Annotated in this window: 18 protein-coding genes; 9 read left to right on the forward strand and 9 right to left on the reverse strand. The window is 70.2% G+C overall.

Annotation, left to right across the window (positions count from 1 at the left end; translation table 11 throughout):
- Window positions 1-42: 42 nt before the first annotated feature.
- The gene (locus OG568_RS44425; RefSeq protein ID WP_329535671.1) at window positions 43-2757 is read right to left on the reverse strand and encodes an NB-ARC domain-containing protein; all 2715 of its coding nucleotides are present in this window, start codon (window positions 2755-2757) and stop codon (window positions 43-45) included.
- Between the two features lie 400 nt (window positions 2758-3157).
- Between OG568_RS44425 and OG568_RS44430 the strand changes: the two genes are divergently transcribed.
- Window positions 3158-3469, forward strand: a complete 312-nt coding sequence (locus tag OG568_RS44430; RefSeq protein WP_329535672.1) for a tetratricopeptide repeat protein — start codon at window positions 3158-3160, stop codon at window positions 3467-3469.
- 239 nt (window positions 3470-3708) lie between these two features.
- Window positions 3709-4332: a TetR/AcrR family transcriptional regulator gene (locus tag OG568_RS44435; protein WP_329535673.1), complete on the forward strand. Its 624-nt coding sequence runs from the start codon at window positions 3709-3711 to the stop codon at window positions 4330-4332.
- Between the two features lie 307 nt (window positions 4333-4639).
- Here the strand turns inward: OG568_RS44435 and OG568_RS44440 are convergent, their stop codons facing one another.
- A complete protein-coding gene (locus OG568_RS44440; protein ID WP_329535674.1) occupies window positions 4640-5416 on the reverse strand; it encodes an SDR family oxidoreductase in 777 nt (258 codons plus the stop codon).
- On the opposite strand from OG568_RS44440, the gene OG568_RS44445 reads away from it, so the two are divergent.
- Window positions 5415-5540 carry a hypothetical protein gene (locus OG568_RS44445; RefSeq protein ID WP_329535675.1) on the forward strand — a complete coding sequence of 42 codons (126 nt, stop codon included), beginning with the start codon at window positions 5415-5417 and terminating at the stop codon, window positions 5538-5540. The two genes, OG568_RS44440 and OG568_RS44445, sit on opposite strands and share 2 nt — an antisense overlap.
- A gap of 47 nt (window positions 5541-5587) precedes the next feature.
- Here OG568_RS44445 and OG568_RS44450 read toward each other — a convergent pair whose 3' ends face one another.
- Window positions 5588-6427 carry an SDR family NAD(P)-dependent oxidoreductase gene (locus OG568_RS44450; protein WP_329535676.1) on the reverse strand — a complete coding sequence of 280 codons (840 nt, stop codon included), beginning with the start codon at window positions 6425-6427 and terminating at the stop codon, window positions 5588-5590.
- Between the two features lie 458 nt (window positions 6428-6885).
- On the opposite strand from OG568_RS44450, the gene OG568_RS44455 reads away from it, so the two are divergent.
- Window positions 6886-7785 (forward strand): helix-turn-helix transcriptional regulator, encoded by a 900-nt coding sequence (locus OG568_RS44455; RefSeq protein WP_329535677.1) that lies wholly within the window; start codon window positions 6886-6888, stop codon window positions 7783-7785.
- A 516-nt stretch (window positions 7786-8301) separates the two neighbouring features.
- Window positions 8302-8667 carry a hypothetical protein gene (locus OG568_RS44460; protein ID WP_329535678.1) on the forward strand — a complete coding sequence of 122 codons (366 nt, stop codon included), beginning with the start codon at window positions 8302-8304 and terminating at the stop codon, window positions 8665-8667.
- Between the two features lie 96 nt (window positions 8668-8763).
- On the opposite strand, the gene OG568_RS44465 is transcribed toward OG568_RS44460, so the two are convergent.
- The 3 genes from OG568_RS44465 to OG568_RS44475 all read right to left on the reverse strand — a co-directional run bounded on the left by OG568_RS44465 (window position 8764) and on the right by OG568_RS44475 (window position 10991).
- On the reverse strand, window positions 8764-9681 hold the full coding sequence (locus OG568_RS44465) for an aminoglycoside phosphotransferase family protein (protein ID WP_329535679.1): 918 nt from the start codon (window positions 9679-9681) through the stop codon (window positions 8764-8766).
- An 80-nt stretch (window positions 9682-9761) separates the two neighbouring features.
- Window positions 9762-10151: a luciferase domain-containing protein gene (locus OG568_RS44470; protein ID WP_329535680.1), complete on the reverse strand. Its 390-nt coding sequence runs from the start codon at window positions 10149-10151 to the stop codon at window positions 9762-9764.
- A 159-nt stretch (window positions 10152-10310) separates the two neighbouring features.
- The gene (locus OG568_RS44475; protein ID WP_329535681.1) at window positions 10311-10991 is read right to left on the reverse strand and encodes a DUF6445 family protein; all 681 of its coding nucleotides are present in this window, start codon (window positions 10989-10991) and stop codon (window positions 10311-10313) included.
- A gap of 208 nt (window positions 10992-11199) precedes the next feature.
- On the opposite strand from OG568_RS44475, the gene rpmF reads away from it, so the two are divergent.
- The 3 genes from rpmF to OG568_RS44490 all read left to right on the forward strand — a co-directional run bounded on the left by rpmF (window position 11200) and on the right by OG568_RS44490 (window position 12818).
- Window positions 11200-11370 (forward strand): 50S ribosomal protein L32, encoded by a 171-nt coding sequence (gene rpmF / locus OG568_RS44480; protein WP_329535682.1) that lies wholly within the window; start codon window positions 11200-11202, stop codon window positions 11368-11370.
- Window position 11371: 1 nt separating this feature from the next.
- Window positions 11372-12334 (forward strand): ATP-binding protein, encoded by a 963-nt coding sequence (locus OG568_RS44485; RefSeq protein WP_329535683.1) that lies wholly within the window; start codon window positions 11372-11374, stop codon window positions 12332-12334.
- A 91-nt stretch (window positions 12335-12425) separates the two neighbouring features.
- Window positions 12426-12818: an SCO5389 family protein gene (locus OG568_RS44490; RefSeq protein ID WP_329535684.1), complete on the forward strand. Its 393-nt coding sequence runs from the start codon at window positions 12426-12428 to the stop codon at window positions 12816-12818.
- On the opposite strand, the gene OG568_RS44495 is transcribed toward OG568_RS44490, so the two are convergent.
- Window positions 12795-15311 carry a SpoIIE family protein phosphatase gene (locus tag OG568_RS44495; protein ID WP_329535685.1) on the reverse strand — a complete coding sequence of 839 codons (2517 nt, stop codon included), beginning with the start codon at window positions 15309-15311 and terminating at the stop codon, window positions 12795-12797. The genes OG568_RS44490 and OG568_RS44495 overlap by 24 nt on opposite strands.
- Before the next feature lie 167 nt (window positions 15312-15478).
- Here OG568_RS44495 and OG568_RS44500 point away from each other — a divergent pair, with 167 nt between their 5' ends.
- Window positions 15479-16249, forward strand: coding sequence for a peptidoglycan-binding domain-containing protein (locus OG568_RS44500; RefSeq protein ID WP_329535686.1), 771 nt, complete (start codon window positions 15479-15481; stop codon window positions 16247-16249).
- A 31-nt stretch (window positions 16250-16280) separates the two neighbouring features.
- Here OG568_RS44500 and OG568_RS44505 read toward each other — a convergent pair whose 3' ends face one another.
- Window positions 16281-17135, reverse strand: coding sequence for an alpha/beta fold hydrolase (locus tag OG568_RS44505; RefSeq protein ID WP_329535687.1), 855 nt, complete (start codon window positions 17133-17135; stop codon window positions 16281-16283).
- A complete protein-coding gene (locus OG568_RS44510; RefSeq protein ID WP_329535688.1) occupies window positions 17132-17392 on the reverse strand; it encodes a hypothetical protein in 261 nt (86 codons plus the stop codon). Before OG568_RS44510 ends, OG568_RS44505 begins: the two co-directional genes overlap by 4 nt.
- Window positions 17393-17497: the final 105 nt, after the last annotated feature.

A 17497-nucleotide genomic window follows, 5' to 3' on the forward strand; every position in this document is an offset into this window, starting at 1 on the left:
AGCCCCGTGTGTGCGGCCGCGACGAAGTGACTCCTGGTCGGCTCAGAAGAGCCGGAACCGATGTCGGGGAGGCTTCGGTATCGGCTGGGCCAGAGCTTCCAGCAGGACATCGGCCGGGGCTTGTGGGAAGGGCATCCCGGTTGCCTGGTAGAGGGTATGGGCCCGTTCGAGTGTGGTGAGCAGGTTCCGGTGGCGCTGTGCGGCACCGTAGAGGCGGGCGAGCCGGAGGGCGGCGACGGCTTCGCCGACCTGGTCCGGCAGCAGGTGTCGGTGGATGGAGACGGCTGATTCGGCGAGAGAGATCGCCTCGTCGAGGTTCTTTTCCTCCGCACGGAGCAAGGCCCGCACCGTCAACGCCCGGCCCAAGGCACGGTGATCGGAGTGCGACTCGGATCGCAGGCGCGCCTGTTGGACGAGGCCGGTGGCCGTCCGGCGGTCGCCGTCGTGCAGGGCCATCTCGGCCCGGCCGAGGAGGGCCCAGGTGCGAGCGCGGTGGTCGCCTACTTCTTCCATGATCAGCTCGGCGTCCGCGTAGTGGGCGCGGGCTTGTGCCCAGAGCGGATCGTCCGTAGGGCGGGCGGGGAGCTGCCCCGGCCATGGGCCGTCGTACCAGTGGCGGGGCAGGGGGCAGCCGCGCGTGATGCTCTCGGCCTCGGTATCGGCTCGGGTGCGCAGCACCCAAGCCACTCCACGGGGTTCGTCGTTCGCGGTGAACAGAGCCGCGGCTCGGTCGAGTTTGCCGAGCGCCGACGCGTACTCGCCGCGGTGGCGGCTGATGACGGCCTGTTCACGCAGGGTCCAGGCCAGCCCGCGCTCCAGGGGGAGGGAGCGGAAGATGTCCTCGGCGGTGGCCAGGCCGTCGGCACTCTCCCTCAGCCGGCCCTGCTGACGCCGCAGGATGGCCAAGTTGCCCAGGGCGTCGCTCAGTCCGTAGTCGTCGCCGAGGTCGCGGAAGAGGCCGATCGCTTCGGTGAAGCAGCTTTCGGCCCCTTGAAGATCGGTTCCCCCGTCGCGCAGGGCCTCTCCCATGTTGCGGAGCAAGGCGGCTCGTGCTCCGCCGTCCGCCAGACGACCGGCCGCGTCCAGAGCGAGCAGATGGGCCTGCCGGCTTTCCCGCCAACGCCACTGGTGTTCCAGGGAGACACTCATGGCGTCCGTGATCTCCCAGCACAGGTCCCACCAGCCGGCCGCGTGAGCATGTTTCACTGCCGCCAGCAGGACACCGCGCTCAACGTCGAACCATCTGATCGCATCTGTAGCAGTGCCTGGCAGCGCATCCGACGGTGGCGGATACCGGGCCGCGCCGTTGCGCCCGGTATGCCGCCGCCCGGCGGGGCGCAGAGCGGCGTCGGCCGTGTCCGCGGCGGCCAGATAGGCCCCCAAGAGGCGTTGAACGGCAGCGTCGGCCTCGGCCTGCGGCCGCTGGGTGGACAACTCCCGTGAGAACAGGCGGGCGAGGTCGTGCAGGACGATCCGCTCGCTCCCCGCCTCGGGCTGGTGGGCCCCTACGAGGTGGATGAGCAAGAGCCGGTCGAGGCAGGCGGCGGCAGTGGCAGAGTCGACGCCCAGCAGTGGTGCCAGGGCCCATGCGGGCAGACTGGGCGTCTCCAGCGCGGACAGCAGGCGAAACGCCTGCTGTTGCTGAGCGGAACATGCCTGGTAACTGGTCTGGAACACCGAGCGCACGGTGGTGTCGCCGAAACTCATCACATCCAAGCGACCACGCTCGTCAGTGAGATCGCGGGTGAGTCGGCTGACCGGACGGGTGGGGAACGCCGCCAGGCGGGCTCCTGCGACGCGGAGCGCGAGCGGGAGGCCTCCGCACAGCCGGATGACCTCCCGGCCGGCATCGGCTTCGGCAGCGATGCGTTCCGTCCCACAGATCCGGCCCAGCAGGTCCCAGGCCTCTTGCTCGGGGAGGGCCGCCAGCAGGGTGCGTTGCGTGACAGCGAGCACTGCCAGGGGCGTACGGCTGGTGATCAGCGTGGCGCACTGCCCGGTTCCTGGCAGCAGTGGCCGAACCTGCTCTTCGTCCGCGGCATTGTCCAGCAGGAGCAGAACGCGACGTGCGGCCAACTCGGAACGGAACAAGCCGGTTCGTCCCTCAGGGGTGTCCGGGATCGCCTCCGGGGACACGCCCAGGGACCGCAGAAAGGTGCCCAGCACCTCGTCAGGTGCCGCCGGGACCGGATCGGCTCCGCGGAGGTCGGCGAAGAGCTGACCATCGGGGAATACCGCCGCCAGACGATGGGCGACCTGCAACGCCGTGACCGTTTTTCCGATCCCGCCCGGACCGTGTATCAGACAGACCCTGCTCCCCGAGGGTGAACTCAGCTCCGCTTCCAGCAGGTGCCGCTCCCTGTCACGACCGGTGAAATCACCTGGTACGGGAGGAAGTTGACGGGGTACGGGGAGGTGGGCGGCGGGAGACAGAAAGCCGCCGTTCAGCACGGCGGCCCTGGCCGGCACAATGAGGGCCTCGAGCTCCCCTGCGGCGTGGGGGTCCGCGTGAAGTGCTTCCGCCAGCTGCTGCCGGACCAACCCGCGGGCCACCGGGGACACGCCGAGCTGCTCGACAGCTGACTCGCCGCCGTGCCCGTGCAGCCGTGTGACCATCCATGCCCGCAGCCTGCCCAGATGTTCCGCTGCCGCCTGCTCCGTACTCTCCGCTGCCCGGTCGGCCAGACCAGCGGCAATCCTCTTCGCGTACAGCACGGTCAGCGACACGGCCGCCGCGATCAGCTCTTCCAGCGTCATGCACCGCCTCCGATGGATGGGAACCCCAGGCCGACGTCCCGCGTGTGTGCTGCCCCCTGTCCCACCCAGGCATGCCCGGACAACCGCCATCGCAAGGATCGTCTGGGCGGCGATGCGGCGATGCGGCGATGCGGCGATGCGGCGATGCGGCCGATACGGCGGATGCCGTGCGGCGAAGTGGATGGGGGCCGGAGACGTATTCGACGCGTGTTGTTTAAGCGACGTGCGTTGCATACCGTGCGTGCATGAGAGTCGAAGTCTGGGCGGATGTCGTCTGTGCGTGGGCCTACATCGGGAAGCGTCGACTGGAGAGGGCGCTCTCGGGCCGGCAGGGGGAGCCCGTGTCGCGCAATTCCTGCGCGGCAGCGAAGGTGGGACGGAAAGGAGCCTTCCCGCGGAGGTGAGCCGCTTCCGGCAGTCCGAGGCACTGCTGGATCTCGGCGATCCGCTGGGCTGCCTCTTCATGCTCCGCCCACTCCTTGACGAGCAGGCGGATGACCGGGGTGTGCGTCTGCTGGCCGCGCGTGCGTACTTTCATTCCGCTCAACTGGGCAGGGCCGAAACAGCACTGGAGCAACTGGTTGCCGAGTCGCCCGACGACTCCTACGCCCGTCTGCTGCTCGGACGTGTACTGGAAAGGCAGGGGAGGGGCGATGACGCGGCCGTGCATCTGCGGATCGCGGCCGCCATGAATCCCGTGTACGGACGCTGACTTGAGCGCGGGGAGGGAAGGCGACGTGCGCAGGCGCGGCGAGGGCGACGGGAGCGAAGGCCTCGTCGATCTCCATGGCGTCGATGTCGTCCGCCGTCGGGCCGGCCTGCTTCAGTGCATGCCGAAGGAGTGCACGCCTGCCAGTACTCCGCCCCGACGCGGCTATACGACGCCTGTCGCTTAAATGACACGCGTTGCTTTTGCGGCGAGGGTCGTGGAAACTGATTGCCATGCAGAACATGTCGAACACACGTGGTGCCTCACGGGACCCCCGCGCCCGCCGGACAAGAGCGCAACTGCGTGCGGCTGTCCTGGAACTTACGACGGAGCGCGACCTGGAGACCGTCACCATGGCGGAGATCGCGGAGCGGGCCGAGGTGAACCGCGCGACGGTGTACCTCCACTACAAGGACCGGGAGGACCTCCTCCTCGATGCGACCGACAGCACCATGAGCGACATCGTCGACGCGGTGCGCGCCTGTCGGCTGGCCGCAGCAGGAGGGTTCCCGACCTCGGAGAGGGACCCCGCGCCCGGACATCTCGTCAAGCTGTTCACCCACGTCGACCGTCACCGCGCCCTCTACGGGCGCATGTTGGGGGAGGACGGCAGCCCCCGCTTCGTCGCCCGCCTGCATCGTCGGCTCGCCCAGGCGTGGTTCGAGCAACTCACCGCCGACGCCGACCCGGAGAAGGCGAACGAGGCGGTTCTCCAGGTGCGTGCCCAATACGTGAGCGGTGGGCTGATCGCGCTCATCACGCAGTGGGCGCAGGGCAGCTTCGGCGGTGTGGGCGGTCCGGACGGATCGACGGCCGTCGAGTATCTCTCGCATCTCGCCTGGTCCTTGATCCGTGGACGGGAATGACGTCGACGCGTCCGCGCACCCGCTCCGCGGGCGTCACGCCAAGGCCCTTGTCCCATCCGAATCGAGCGGTCGGGACTTGCTCCAATCAGCGGATCGCGCGGGCCGGTTGCGTCCGGGCAGCAGGCCTGACGCCGTCGGTCGGGTCCTCGTTGGCCACCATGGTGGTGTTCTGAGCCGAGCCACCCGAATCAGCCATGGGCCCGGCTGCGCATCGCCCCTGCCTCCGGAAGCGGCGGGCACGGCGCTCCTCCTCAAGCGCCTCGGTGGGGCTGCCCTGGAAGGTGGCAGCCCCACTGGATCCGATGACTCAGATGGCCTGGGCGGTGGGCATGATGGTGATCTCGGTGAGGTTGACGTGGCGGGGGACGGCGGCCATGAAGGCGATGGTTTCGGCGATGTCGGCGCTCTGGAGGCAGTCGATGTCGTGGATGAGGTCGGCCATCAGCTTGGAGGCGTCGGGGTCGGTGACGTGGTCGGGCAGTTCGGTGTCGACCATGCCGGGTTCGATGGTGGCGACGCGGACCATCTTGGGGCCGAGTTCGACGCGGAGGAGCCTGGTGAGGTGGCTGATGTAGGCCTTGGTGCCGGAGTAGATGGAGAACTTCGCAAGGATGCGGGTGGCCGCGATGGAGGAGGTGTTGATCAGGTCGGCGGGCTTGCCGTGGGCGGCGGAGTCGGTCAGGTGGGGGAGGAAGGCGGCGATGACGTTCATCAGGCCGCTGATGTTGAGGTCGATCTGGCGCTGCCAGTCGTCGACCTTGAGTTCCTCGATGCCGGAGATGAGCTGGACGCCGGCGTTGTTGAACACGAGGTCGGCCTTGCCGAAGCGTTCGGCTACCTGGTCGGCGGCGGTCTGGACGGCGGTGCGGTCGGTGACGTCGACGGCCAGGGCGAGGGCGGTTCCGCCGGAGGCCTCGATGCTCTTGACGACGTTCTCCAGTTTGTCCTTGCGCCGGGCGAGTACGACCACGGTGGCGCCGAGTTCGGCGAGTCGTTCGGCGGTGACGGCGCCCATGCCGCTGGAGGCGCCGGAGACGACAGCGACACGGCCGGCCAAGGGGGTTCCGGTGAGGAGAGCAGACATGACAGGTTCCTTCGCGTACGTGGTGGAAGTGGCGAACGCGGAATCCGCCGAGGGGGATCCGTCGCGGGCCGGGGGTGCCCGGCCGGGCCGCGAGGGGGGAGCTGACCCGGCCGAGCAGTTGTGAGGCCCCACGCGCAGGGGCGAGGGCGCGTACCCCGGCGATCGGTGAACTCAGGCGGCGTCGTCGTGGGCGGTGGCGGCGGACTTCTCGCGCCAGGGGGCGAGGTCGTCCTGCACCTGCTGGTACTTGACGTCGAGACGCTCGAGGGTGTCGCGTCCGAGGTAGAGGTGCGTGGGCAGCTTCTCGGTGGAAGCGACCTCGACGATGAGGGCGGCGCCCTTGACGGGGTCGCCGAGCTGGGCGTGGTTGGCCCGGTCGATCCAGTCCAGCGTCACGTGGGCGGGGGTGTCGTCGTAGTCGGCGATACGGTTCGCGGCGACCGACAGAGAACTGGCGTCGAGGAAGTCGGTGCGGAAGACCCCCGGCTCGACCACCATCGACTGGATCCCGAACGGCGCCATCTCGACGGACAGCGCTTCGCTGATGCCGGCGACCGCGAACTTCGACGCGCAGTACAGGCTGACACCGGGTTCACCCTCGAAACCCGACCGTGAACCGATGTGCACGAGCCTGCCGGAACCCTGCTTACGCATGACGGGCAGGACGGCGCGGGTGACGTTGATCAGGCCGAAGACATTCAGGTCGAACAGTGACCGGGCCTCCGCGTCGGTGATCTCCTCCAGCGCGCCCAGCAGGCCGCGGCCGGCGTTGTTCACCAGGACGTCGATGCCGCCGAACCGGTCCAGGGCCGCCTCAATGGCCTGCGGAATGCTGTCGTTGTCGGTCACATCCAGCGCGACCGCGAAAACCTTGTCGGAATTCTTCAGATCGGCCGGTACCCGCTCCGGGTTCCGTACGCCGACCACGACGTTGTTGCCTTCCGCCAGCGCTGCGCGGGCAATCTCCGCACCGATACCTCGGGATGCGCCGGTAACGAACCAAGTAGCCACGATCAGGCCTCTTTCTCTGCTTCTCTTTCACATGTTCATCGGGGTTTTCCTCCGACGCATTCGATTCTGTGAGGCATCGCAAGGGGCAGGAAGGCCGGGAGTTTCCTGGGAGAAATTTTCCCAGGCTACGGAGTGCCCCTTCCGCCGTCGGCTCTCTACGGGCTGGGCCGACAGCGGACGGCCCGCGTTGCGCGACCATGCCGGTGAGGAACCGCACCTGTACCGCGTGCCACCGCGCGTACGCGCCCCGTTCGTCGGCCCTTGTTGAGGAGCGGACCCGGAGGCAGGGATGCGTACCAGCACCCGCCGAACCCGGACCAGGGAACGCGATGCCGCGGGTGAGGAAAGCCAGAAAAGCGCGTCCGCTCACAGCCGCGAGACTGGGCCATCCTTTCCTGGGTGTGTTACGGCCACCCTTGCGTCTCCCCATGCCCGCGGGCATTGCGGAGAATGACGGCATGAACCAGATCGTGGAGCTGGGAGAATTTCTCCGTTCGTGCCGAGGCCGGATCAATCCCGCAGACGCGGGAATGCCCAAGTCCGCCCGGCGTCGTGTCCCGGGCCTGCGCCGTGAGGAGCTCGCCCAGTTGGCAGGCGTCAGCGTCGACTACTACACGCGCCTGGAGCAGGGGCGCTGCCGTACCGCCTCGCCGGAGATCCTCGAGTCTCTGGCGACGGCGTTGCGCCTCGACGAAACCGAGCACGCACACCTGTTCGACCTTGCGAATCGGCGCCCCACCCAGCCCCGGCGGTCCGTGCCTTCCCCGGCCGAGCAGGTCAGCCCAGCCGTCCATCAGCTGCTGACCACCCTGGATGCCGCCTACTGCCCCGCATTCGTGCTGGGCCGGCGCACCGACGTGGTGGCCTCCAACCCGCTCTCTCGTGCACTGATCGCCGACTTCGACGCCATGCCCGCGAACGAGCGCAACCAGAGCCGGTTCCTCTTCCTCAGCCCCGCCGCCCGCGAGCTGTACGCGGACTGGGAGACCGTCGCCGCGGACACCGCCGCCATGCTGCGCATGGACGCCGGGCGCCACCCCGAGGACCCGCAACTGGGCGAACTGGTCGGCGAACTCGCCGTGCGCAGTGAGTACTTCCGCGCGTGCTGGGCCGAGCGCAGGGTCCACGAGCGAACCGAGGGGACCAAGAGCTACCACCATCGCGTCGTCGGGGACCTCACCGTCACCTACCAAGCTCTCGCCCTGCCCGGCGACAGCAACCAGACCCTGTTCATCTACAGCACCGAGCCCGGCTCCTCCTCCGAAACCGCCCTGCGGCTCCTGGCGACCTGGTCGACCGAGCCCCTCACGGGCGGGGCCCGTACCGCCGTACCGAGCGAGCCGGACACCGCCGCCTGACGGCGAGTCGGCGCTACCGAGGCGAGCGAGCGCTGTCCAAGGTCTTCTCCTCGGCCGGGCTTGGCCCGGACGAAGGCCGCGTTGGTCAGCGGGCTCATATCGCGCCCTTCCACGGGCATGCTGATGAGCGCGCGACGCTGTGCGAATTGCTAGGACCTGCGGAGGACACCAGCACCACCGTGGCTCTCGCCCCACGTCCGACGCGCAGATCGGCCTGCAGACCGCGATCCCCCGCCGTCGACGCGGTCAACGCCCTCTACGGCACCGACCAGCAGTCCTCCCGCATCACTGACCGGCGGCCACGGTCCACGACCTGTTCGCCTTGCCTGGTGGCGTCTGCCGGGTGCGGCGGGGGCATCCGCTGACTGGGACTGCCTCTCCCAGGAAACCCTCGCCCTTCCTGCCCATCCGGCATCTGGGGAGACTCGAAGTCATCGGTGGTGGGAGCGGTCTTCGGGAAGCGCTCAGCCGGTACAACGCACAACCGTACAGACCAGCCTGAGAGTGGACACCGTCATGACAACCCTGACCACAGCTTCGGATCCCGCCTATTGCGGGAACCCGATGAACTCCGCGCGTTCTTCTGGCTCGGACGCCCCTCCGCGGGCGTTGCACGGTGACGAGCAGTGGCTGGTGGGCTTCCGTTTCCGGACTGCCACCGGCACGCTGATGCGGCATTACTACGTGGTTCCCCGGGCTGCGGGTGCTGAGCATGCCGCGCAGCTGGCGGCCCAGCGGGCCCGCAGTGCGGGGGAGCAGGAGAGGCGCGCGTTCGCCCTGGTCGACGAACGTTGGATCGAGGTCCGCCGGCTACGCCGCAGCGTCGTAGGCGACTGGCGCCTGGGGTTGCGTCCCGGGGAGTGGCGTACAGGTTCCGTCTGATGCGGGAGTCCGCCTCTGCGTCGGAGGCCGAGGATTTCGCGCTGGCTGTGGTGGTCATGGTCTCGTCGGTGACGGTGGCCTGCTCGGGCCGGTCGTTCAGCGGGCTGTCGCGGTGAGGCGTCGCAGGGCGGTGTGGGCGGGTGGGCCCCAGGTCGGCTTGCCACCGGGGCGGCCGTGGATGCCGGCCTCTCCGATGAGGATGCCGCCGAGGGCTTGCAGCACGGCCCAGCCGCGGGCGCGGCGCAGGGTCGCGGGGTCCGGGGTCGGCTGGTAGGCGGAGTGGAAGCGGTCGGTGGCGTCGTCCGGCAGGAGCACCCAAGCGGCGGCGAGGTCACAGGCCGGATCGCCCGCGCAGAGATCGCCGAAGTCGATCACGCCGCAGAAGGTGCCCTCCGCGGTGAGGACGTTGGCCGGATGCAGGTCGCCGTGGAGCCACAGTGCCGGGCCCGCCCAGGCGGGTGCGGCGACGGCGTCTTCCCAGACCGCGCGGACGGCATCCGGATCGGGGACCAGCCCCAGCTCGGTGGCCGAAGTGAGCTGCTTGGCGAACGGCTCGGCACGCTCGGCCAGCGGCCCCCCGCGGCCATAGCCGCCGACGGGCGCCGCGTCGGGAGCGGGCCGGTGAAGAGCCGTCAGGAAGGTGGCCAAGGTGTCGGCCGCCTCCGCAGCGCTCGTGGCGGGGGCGCGGTCGGCGGGTGCGCCCGGCACCCAGGTGGTGACGATCCAGGGGCGCGGGAACCGCTCGGAGGGCTCGCCGAGGCGTTGCGGGACGGGGACCTGCAGAGGAAGGCGCGGGGCGAGGGAGGGCACCCAGGTGTACTCCTTGCGCAGCAGCGCGTCCGCGGACTGCGTCGCCCAGGGCAACCGGACGGCGAGGTCGTCGCCGAGCCGCCACAGCTGGTTGTCCCAGCCACGCGCGCCGAGCCGCACAGGGCGATCGGCCAGGTCGGGGTGCTGGTCGCGCAGTAGATCCCGAACCAACTCCGCGGTGATCTCGATCTCGGTGTGCGTCATGCGGAGCAACGGTAGCCGGGGCCGCCCGCCCGTACTCAACCCGTTCGGGGTTCTCGCTGACGGCCCTCGTCGGCGGCGTCTCAGCCGACGCTGTCGCGCGGAAGCACCATGCCGCGGTGGTCGTTGCAGCCCGCCGACGGAGTGTCGCCCGGAACCGGCCATGTCTGGTGGGCCTGCAGAGCGAGGCTCACCAGGGTGAGGAGCAGGCTGATGTCGGCGTTGACTTCGAGGCGTATGGTCACCCACCGAGATTCGGGCACTAGGTGGACCGCGGTCGCACCCCTGAGATGATCCTGGAAGCGCTGAATGGCACGGGCCGTGAGGTGCAGGTCGACATCGTGATCCGAATGGAAATGCACGATCTCGCCCTGTGCCGAACTCAGCGCCCGTCCCGTGCCGCAGCTCGGCCGGGCCTCCGCGAGGTCCGGCCAGTTCGCCAGTTGCGTCATGGCACGCGAGGCCAACGTCATGCCCCCATCATGACGAGCTCACCGTCCGGCCACCAGGACTTGAGCATGCCTTAACCGAGCCGTAGCCGGCGCATGTCCGGAAATGGCGGGTGGAAGCCAAGGGCGTCTCTCCCCGCCGATCAACCACGCGCACCGCCATGACCGCTGGCCTACACGGGATCACGCCATCCAGAAGAAGACGGCGGTCATCCGCTTGTCCTCCATCGTGCTGCCCCAGTAGCCGGTGGCGCTGTGCATCAGGTTGGCGTTGTAGAGGAGCAGCCGGTTGTAGCGGTGCGGGACCTCGAGGTCCTCGACGAAGGAGTCCGGCGCCACGAACCGCGTGCCGAGCGCGTCGACGAGGTTGTTGTGCGGAGCCGCCACCACGTTCCCGCCGAGTCGGCCGCCGGGCAGGTTCTGCCGGTAGAAGCTTGTTCCGCAGCTCTTGGGTACGACCGGGTTGAGATAGAGCACGGCGGCGTAGCGGCACAGCGCGCGGGAGTCGGTGTGCGGCCGCGGTTGGCCCTCGTCCTTGCCGACCACCTGGACGCAGTTGTGGTTGAGCGTGCCCCCGGAGGGCGTGCTCTGCACCCACAGCTCCTTCGCGCCGGTGGCCCTCTTCACCAGCCGTTCCACATGGGCCAGTTCGCCCGGTTCGAGCCCCGGCATCGTCCGCAGGCCCGGCCAGCTCTCCGAGGTGTACGGGTAGCCCTTGGCCCAGTCGTCCTTGGCGAGACAGCGGGCCCGGACGGCGTCCACGTCGGGCAGCACATCGTCGAAGACCCAGTAGTCCCGGTCACGGGTCGGTTTCCGATACGGGAGGACAGGGAGGGCCGGAGTCCGTGGGGGGTGTGAGGACATGCGGCCGACCATAGTGGCGGCGTTGGTCACCACTCGCCATGAAATTGGTCAACAATCTGTCAACTTCCCTTGGTCGCAAGGCCGTCTGCGCCCCGTGCGCACCCCCCGCGCATGCTCCGTACGCAGCGCGACACGCCTCGGGCGCGGCATGGAAATGAGATCCATTTTCAGATAGCGTGAGCGGTGTCCACCTACCTTGGAGACCGACATGGCCGTTCCCAAACGCAAGATGTCCCGCAGCAACACCCGCCACCGCCGCGCCCGGTGGAAGGCCGCCACGGTGCAACTCGCCCCGATCGCCGTCGACGGCGCCACCCGCCTCGTACCGCAGCGACTGGCCAAGGCGTACGAGCGCGGCCTGCTGCGTCCGGAGGGCTGACATGCGCGCGGCCTTCGTCGGAAAGGGCGGCAGTGGCAAGACCACGCTGTCGGCGCTCTTCTCCCGTCAGTTGGCGCACTCCGGCGCGCCCGTCGTCGCCATCGACGGCGACATTAACCAGCACCTGGCACACGCCCTCGGCCTCGGCGACGGAGAGACCTTCGCCGCCCCGCCCCTCAGCGCGCGGCTCGGCGAGATCAAGACGCACCTGCGCGGCAGCAACCCGCGCATCACCTCGTCCGAGGCCATGGTCAAGACCACCCCGCCGGGCCGCGGCTCACGCCTGCTGCGTCTGCTCGGCGACGACCCGGTGCACACTCCGCACCTCCAACGGGTCGGCGGTGTACCGCTGATGGTCACCGGTGAGTTCGAGGAGAGCGATCTCGGTGTGGCCTGCTACCACTCCAAACTCGGAGCGGTGGAGCTGTACCTCAACCATCTCGTCGACGGCCCCGGCGAGTACGTCGTCGTCGACATGACCGCCGGGGCCGACGCCTTCGCCTCCGGGCTGTTCACCCGCTTCGACATGACCTTCCTGGTCGCCGAGCCGACCCGCAAGGGTGTCTCCGTCTACCGCCAGTACCGTGACCACGCCGAGGAGTTCGGCATCCCGATCGCGGTGATCGGCAACAAGGTCACCGGCGAGGACGACCTGCTCTTCCTCAAGGAACATGTCGGCGAGCACCTCCTGACGTACGTCCGGCACTCCTCATGGGTGCGCGCCCAGGAGCAGGGCCGACCACAGGGCGACCTCGAACCGCACATCATCCACGCGCTGCGCCAGATGCGGACGGCCCTGGACGCCCGTACCAAGGACTGGGCGGCCTTCCAGGAACACGCCGTCGCCTTCCACCTCCGCAACGCCGCGGCCTGGGCCGACCGGGCCACCGGGACCGACCTCTCCGCACAGATCGACCCCGGCTTCCGCCACGGCCCCGCAGCTCTCGAGCCGTCTGCCGACTGAACTCCCACGCACGACCCACGAACGAGCCGAGCGCGACCCGAGTACGACCCGGCGCACCACCGAACCACCTACCGACAGGACTGCCTCTCTCATGTCACTCGACGTCTCCCCGAAGCTGCTGGCCGAAGCCGAACGCGGTCCGGTCCGCGAAGCGGACTTCGTGGACACCGTCCGTACGTCCCTGCCGTACGCGTACGACCTCATCGCCGACCTGACCGCCCAACTCCACGACGGGACTGCCGAGTTCACCGACAACCACACCCCGCCGCCCTCCGAGAAGGAACGCGGTCAGCTGCTGCGGGCGCTCGCCAGCGACGCGATCCGCGGCAGTCTGGAGCGGCACTTCGGTGTCACCCTCGCCTTCATGAACTGCCACCGCGTCGCCGTCTTCCGCCCCGAGGACCGGGGCGGGGCGACCCACGCCCGGTTCACCTCGCTGCGCTCGCAGATCCTCAACCAGTCACCCGAGTTCCGCGACTGCTGAACCCGCGGCCACGCGTCCCCACGTCACATCACGGGCTGGGGGGGTCAGGGACTGCTCGGCCCAGATGACCTTTCCCTCGGGGGTGTAGCGGGTGCCCCAGCGGCGGGTGAACTGGGAGATGAGGAACAGCCCGCGGCCCCCCTCGTCGGTCGTCTTCGGGTGCCGCAGATGCGGGGCGGTCGCGCCGCCGTCGGAGACCTCACAGATCAGTGCCTGCTCGGTGATCAGACGCAGCCGGACCGGCCCCGAGGAGTACCGGATCGCGTTGGTGACGAGCTCGCTCACGACCAGCTCCGTGGTGAAGGCCAGCTCGTCCAGACCCCACGCGGTCAGCTGCTGCGTGGCCGCTTTCCTGGCCTCGGCGACCATGGCCGGGTCCGTGGACAGGTCCCAGGTGGCGACCTGCTCGGCGCTGAGCCGACGGGTGCGCGCCATCAGCAGCGCCACGTCGTCGTACGGCCGCGACGGCACGAGATCGTCCACGATCGTGCGGCACAGGCCGTCCAACGGCTGGTGGTGCGAGGCCAGTGCGTACCGCAGACGCTCCCGGCCCGCGTCGGGGTCCCGCCCCGTACGGGGCGTGGCGATCAGCCCGTCGGTGTGCAGGGCCAGCACACTGCCCTCCTCCAGGGTGAACTCCACCGACTCGAAGGGCAGCCCGGCGACGCCCAGCGCCGGACCGCGGGGAAGGTCGGCGAACGTGACGGTGTCGTCGGGAGCGATGACCGCGGGTGCGGGATGTCCCGCGGCCGCCATCGCGCACCGCCCGCTCACCGGGTCGTACACCACGTACAGACAGCTGGCTCCGACAGCCTGCATCCCGCTGGTGAGGGTGTCCGCGCCGGTGCCCTCCTCCCGGGCGGCCCGGCTGACCAGGTCGTCCAGGTGCGCGAGCACCTCCTCGGGCGGCAGGTCCAGATCCGCGAGGGTCTGTACGGCCGCCCGCAGCCGCCCCATGGCGGCGGCGCCGTCGATGCCGTGACCGGTCACCTCGCCCACCACCAGCGCCACCCGGGCCCCGGACAGCGGAATGACGTCGAACCAGTCCCCGGCGAGGCCGGTCAGCTCGTCCGCGGGCCGGTAGCAGGCCGAGACCTCCACCGCGTTCTGCTCGGGGAAGCGGTGCGGGAGCAGATTGCGCTGCAGGACGAGCGCCGCGTCGCGCTCACGGGTGTATCGGCGGGCGTTGTCGAGACACAGGGCCGCCCGGCCGACGAACTCCTCCGCCAGGGTCAGATCGTCCTCGTCGAACGGGTCCTCGCGGTCACGCCGGAAGAACGTGGTGATCCCCAGGGTGATGCCGCGGGCCCGGACGGGCACGACCATCGCGCTGTGCAGCCCGAGGTCGAGGAACGAGGCGGCCGGGCCCTCGCGGGCGCTCGTGCTCCACTTCCTGGCCAGCGGATCCAGCCGCGCCTCACGCCAGGACCGGCCCTCGGCCAGAGCACGCACCGGCGGAGAGGTCGCCTGGTACCTCGCGGCGTCACCCACCTCGACGGCGGTTTCGGGGATCCCGGCCCGGACCGACTGCTGCCCGGCACGCCGCAGCGACACCACGTCCGTGTCGCTCAGCCGGCCGGGCACCGGCTCGGCCCCCCTGAGCACGGACTCCAGCAGGTCCACGGTGACGAAGTCGGCCAGCCCCGGTACGGCGACATCGGCCAGCTCCTGTGCGGTCTGCAGGACGTCCAGGCTGCGCCCGATGTGCTCGCCGGCCCGGTCGAGCAGCGCCAGCCGCCTTCGCGCACGGTGACGATCGGTGACGTCGACGACGGTGTAGTACACCCCGATCGGACGGCCGTGGTCGTCCTCCAGCCGGATGAACGACAAGGAGTGGGCGCTCTCGCGGTGCGGCGCGGACCGTATGCGGCCGACGTGCTCGTACCCGACGACCGGCCTGCCGCTCTCCAGCACCTGGCGCATCTTCGCCTCGAGCGTCTCGGCGTCCAGGCCCGGCTGTATGTCGGCGAGCCTGCGCCCCAGCCGCCGGTGCGGCGGGCCCCCGCCGAACTGCTCCAGCGCGGCGTTCGACCACACATAGCGCAGGTCCGTGTCCACGATGGCGATGCCCACCGGTGAGCGGGCGTTCATCCGCTCCAGCACCGACCGGCTCATGTCCCAGCCGGGACCGTCGGCCAGATCGGCGAGCAGCACCACCCAGCGCGTGGGCCCGCCGCGCTCCCGTATCGGGACGACCCGGACCATCACCCGGACCGCGTGCCCGTCCCGGTGCAGCGCGGACAGCAGTCCGGCCCAGCCGTCGCCGTCGCGGCAGCGCGCCGCCAGCTCGGGGATCCGGGCCGCGTCCTCCGGGAGCAGCAGGTCGGCGGCCGGGCGGCCGAGGACCTCGGCGGATTCGTACCCCAGCAGCCGCTCGGCGTCCGCGGTCCAGCTGGTCACCGTCATCCGGGCGTCGAGCAGCAGCGGTGCGGCGTCCGCCATGTCGAAGCGCTGGCGGGCGGCCAGCACGTCTTGTTCCTCGCTCGCAGCCACGGCGACCCTCTCCGCTCCCCGAAGGTGGTCCTACCCCCTATGTGCCCATTCTTCACTTTGTACGACCATGTGGGCTCCGGGGCCTTGAGCACCGTTGAACCCCCAGGCCGGTGGCCGCGTATCACTCCACGGGGATGGCGTGAAACCGCACGCGGAAGGAGAGCAGTGTGCCTACACCGTCCGAACCAGGGCAGCCCGGGGGGCGACGGGCGATCGAGCCCACCTATGTTCAGCGGCGCCGCCGGACGGAGGCACTCGCGCAACTTCTGAAGGAGGTGCGGGAGGAGCAGAACGGGCCCGACCCGGACGAGAACTACGAGGTCATCGCGGTACCGGCCACAAAAGTCGCCGTCATGCCGCAGGTGGCCGAGGACGCGACCGAGGAACTTCCACCCGTCCTGGTGGGCGAGGACTACACCCAGGGTCACACCCGGGGCGGGAGACCGGTGGGGGCCCGCAGACCCGCAGCCGCTCCCGGCGTCCACCACGGGCGCGGGCCCGCGGGGCAGCCGACGCCCAGGTGGGGCGCGGGGCAGCGCCGCGCGGCGGTCGTCATCGGGGTCACGGGGGCGGCCCTCGTGGGCTTCGCCCTCGCGCTCCTGGTGCCCGGCGGCGACCAGGACGCCGGTGCACAGGCCGGGCGGCCCCCCACCGCCGCGCCCACGACATCCGCCGCCCCGGCCCCGTCCGGGAACGCCGACCCGGACGGCGCGGGCACCCTCCGCGAAGGGGACAGCGGCCCCGCGGTCAAGGAACTGCAGCAGCGGCTGCTGCGGATCCCGAACGTGTACGACCGCGGCTCCACGAACGGCACCTACGACTCCACGCTCACGGCCGCGGTCGCGCGCTTCCAGCTCTGGTACGGGATCCGGGGCGACGAGACGGGTGTCTACGGCAACGACACCCGCGCCGACCTCGAATCCCGCACGACGCTGTGACCCCGTACGGCTGCCGGGTGCGCCAGGACCGTCAGGTGGCCGCGGACGATCGGGTGAACTCCCTTATGGCCCGGGCGAGTTCCGTCGGCCGGTCCAGGGGGACGAGGGTGTAGCTGTCGTCGATCTCGACCAGCCGTCCCCGCGGCAGCAGCGCGGCGAGGCGCCGGCCGTGTTCGGGCGGCATCACCCGGTCGTCGCGCGCCCAGACGACGAGCGCGGGGCGGTCGAAGGCAGGTAGCCGTTCGGCCGCGGCGAGCAGCAGACCGGTGTCCGCCGCCGCCGCGCGCAGTGTGTGTACGGCGTCGCGGCGGATCTCCGGCCGCTCGAGGACCGGCCGGATCCACCGCGCGGTGGCGGCGTCTCCCCGGAGGGTCAGCCACCCGAAGGCGACCGGCATGCGGCGCAGCGGCCGCAGCCGCATCTGGCCCATGAACATCCCGAACAGCCGGGGCGGGAGCCTGCCGCTGAGGACGAGCGTCCGGCCCGTCAGCCCGGGCGGGAAGTTGTCGAAGGCGTCGCACGAGACGAGCACCACCGCTGCCACCCGTGCCGCACCGTCGGCCATCACGAGCTGGACGAGCGCTCCACCGGTGTCGTTGCCGACCAGGACGACGTCCCGCAGATCGAGGCGGTCGAGGAACTCCACGACCAGCCGGGCCACCCCGGGCAGCGACAGGTCGGCGTCGGCCCGCATTCCGTGCCGATGCGCCCCGAGCGGCAGGGTCGGCGCCACGCACCGGTGGTCGGCGGCGAGCTCGGCGATCGTCTCGTCCCACAGCGAGGCGTCCATCATCAGCCCGTGCAGCAGCACCAGTACCGGACCGGCGCCGCCCGTGTCGCGGTACGTGAGCGTCCCCGCCGACAGCTCGATCTCCCCCGTCGTCATCGACGCTCCCCGGAGGCGGTGGAGCCCACCGGGGAATCGAGCACAGGCCGGCGCCGGAACGACGACTCCACGCCGACCGCGACCTGCGGCAAGGGTGCGGTGAACGCGACGGAGACCTGCCGACCCGTCAACTGCTCGCTGATCGAGTCGAATCGGCGCGGTCGTCCACCGCTCCCACCGAATCCGAATCCGCGACTGCCACCACTGCTGAAACGGACCTTCTCGTCCCCGGACACCGGATCGGTCACGTCGTTCATAAGGGCCTCCTGAGCGCGTCTGCCGCGTCTTCGCCGAGCGTCTGCGTCCAAGAGGGTTCGTGAGGGCTCCGGTGTGACATCGCCGCGACGTCCCGTTCCTGGACC

The organism is Streptomyces sp. NBC_01450, assembly GCF_036227505.1.
Taxonomy (GTDB): domain Bacteria; phylum Actinomycetota; class Actinomycetes; order Streptomycetales; family Streptomycetaceae; genus Streptomyces.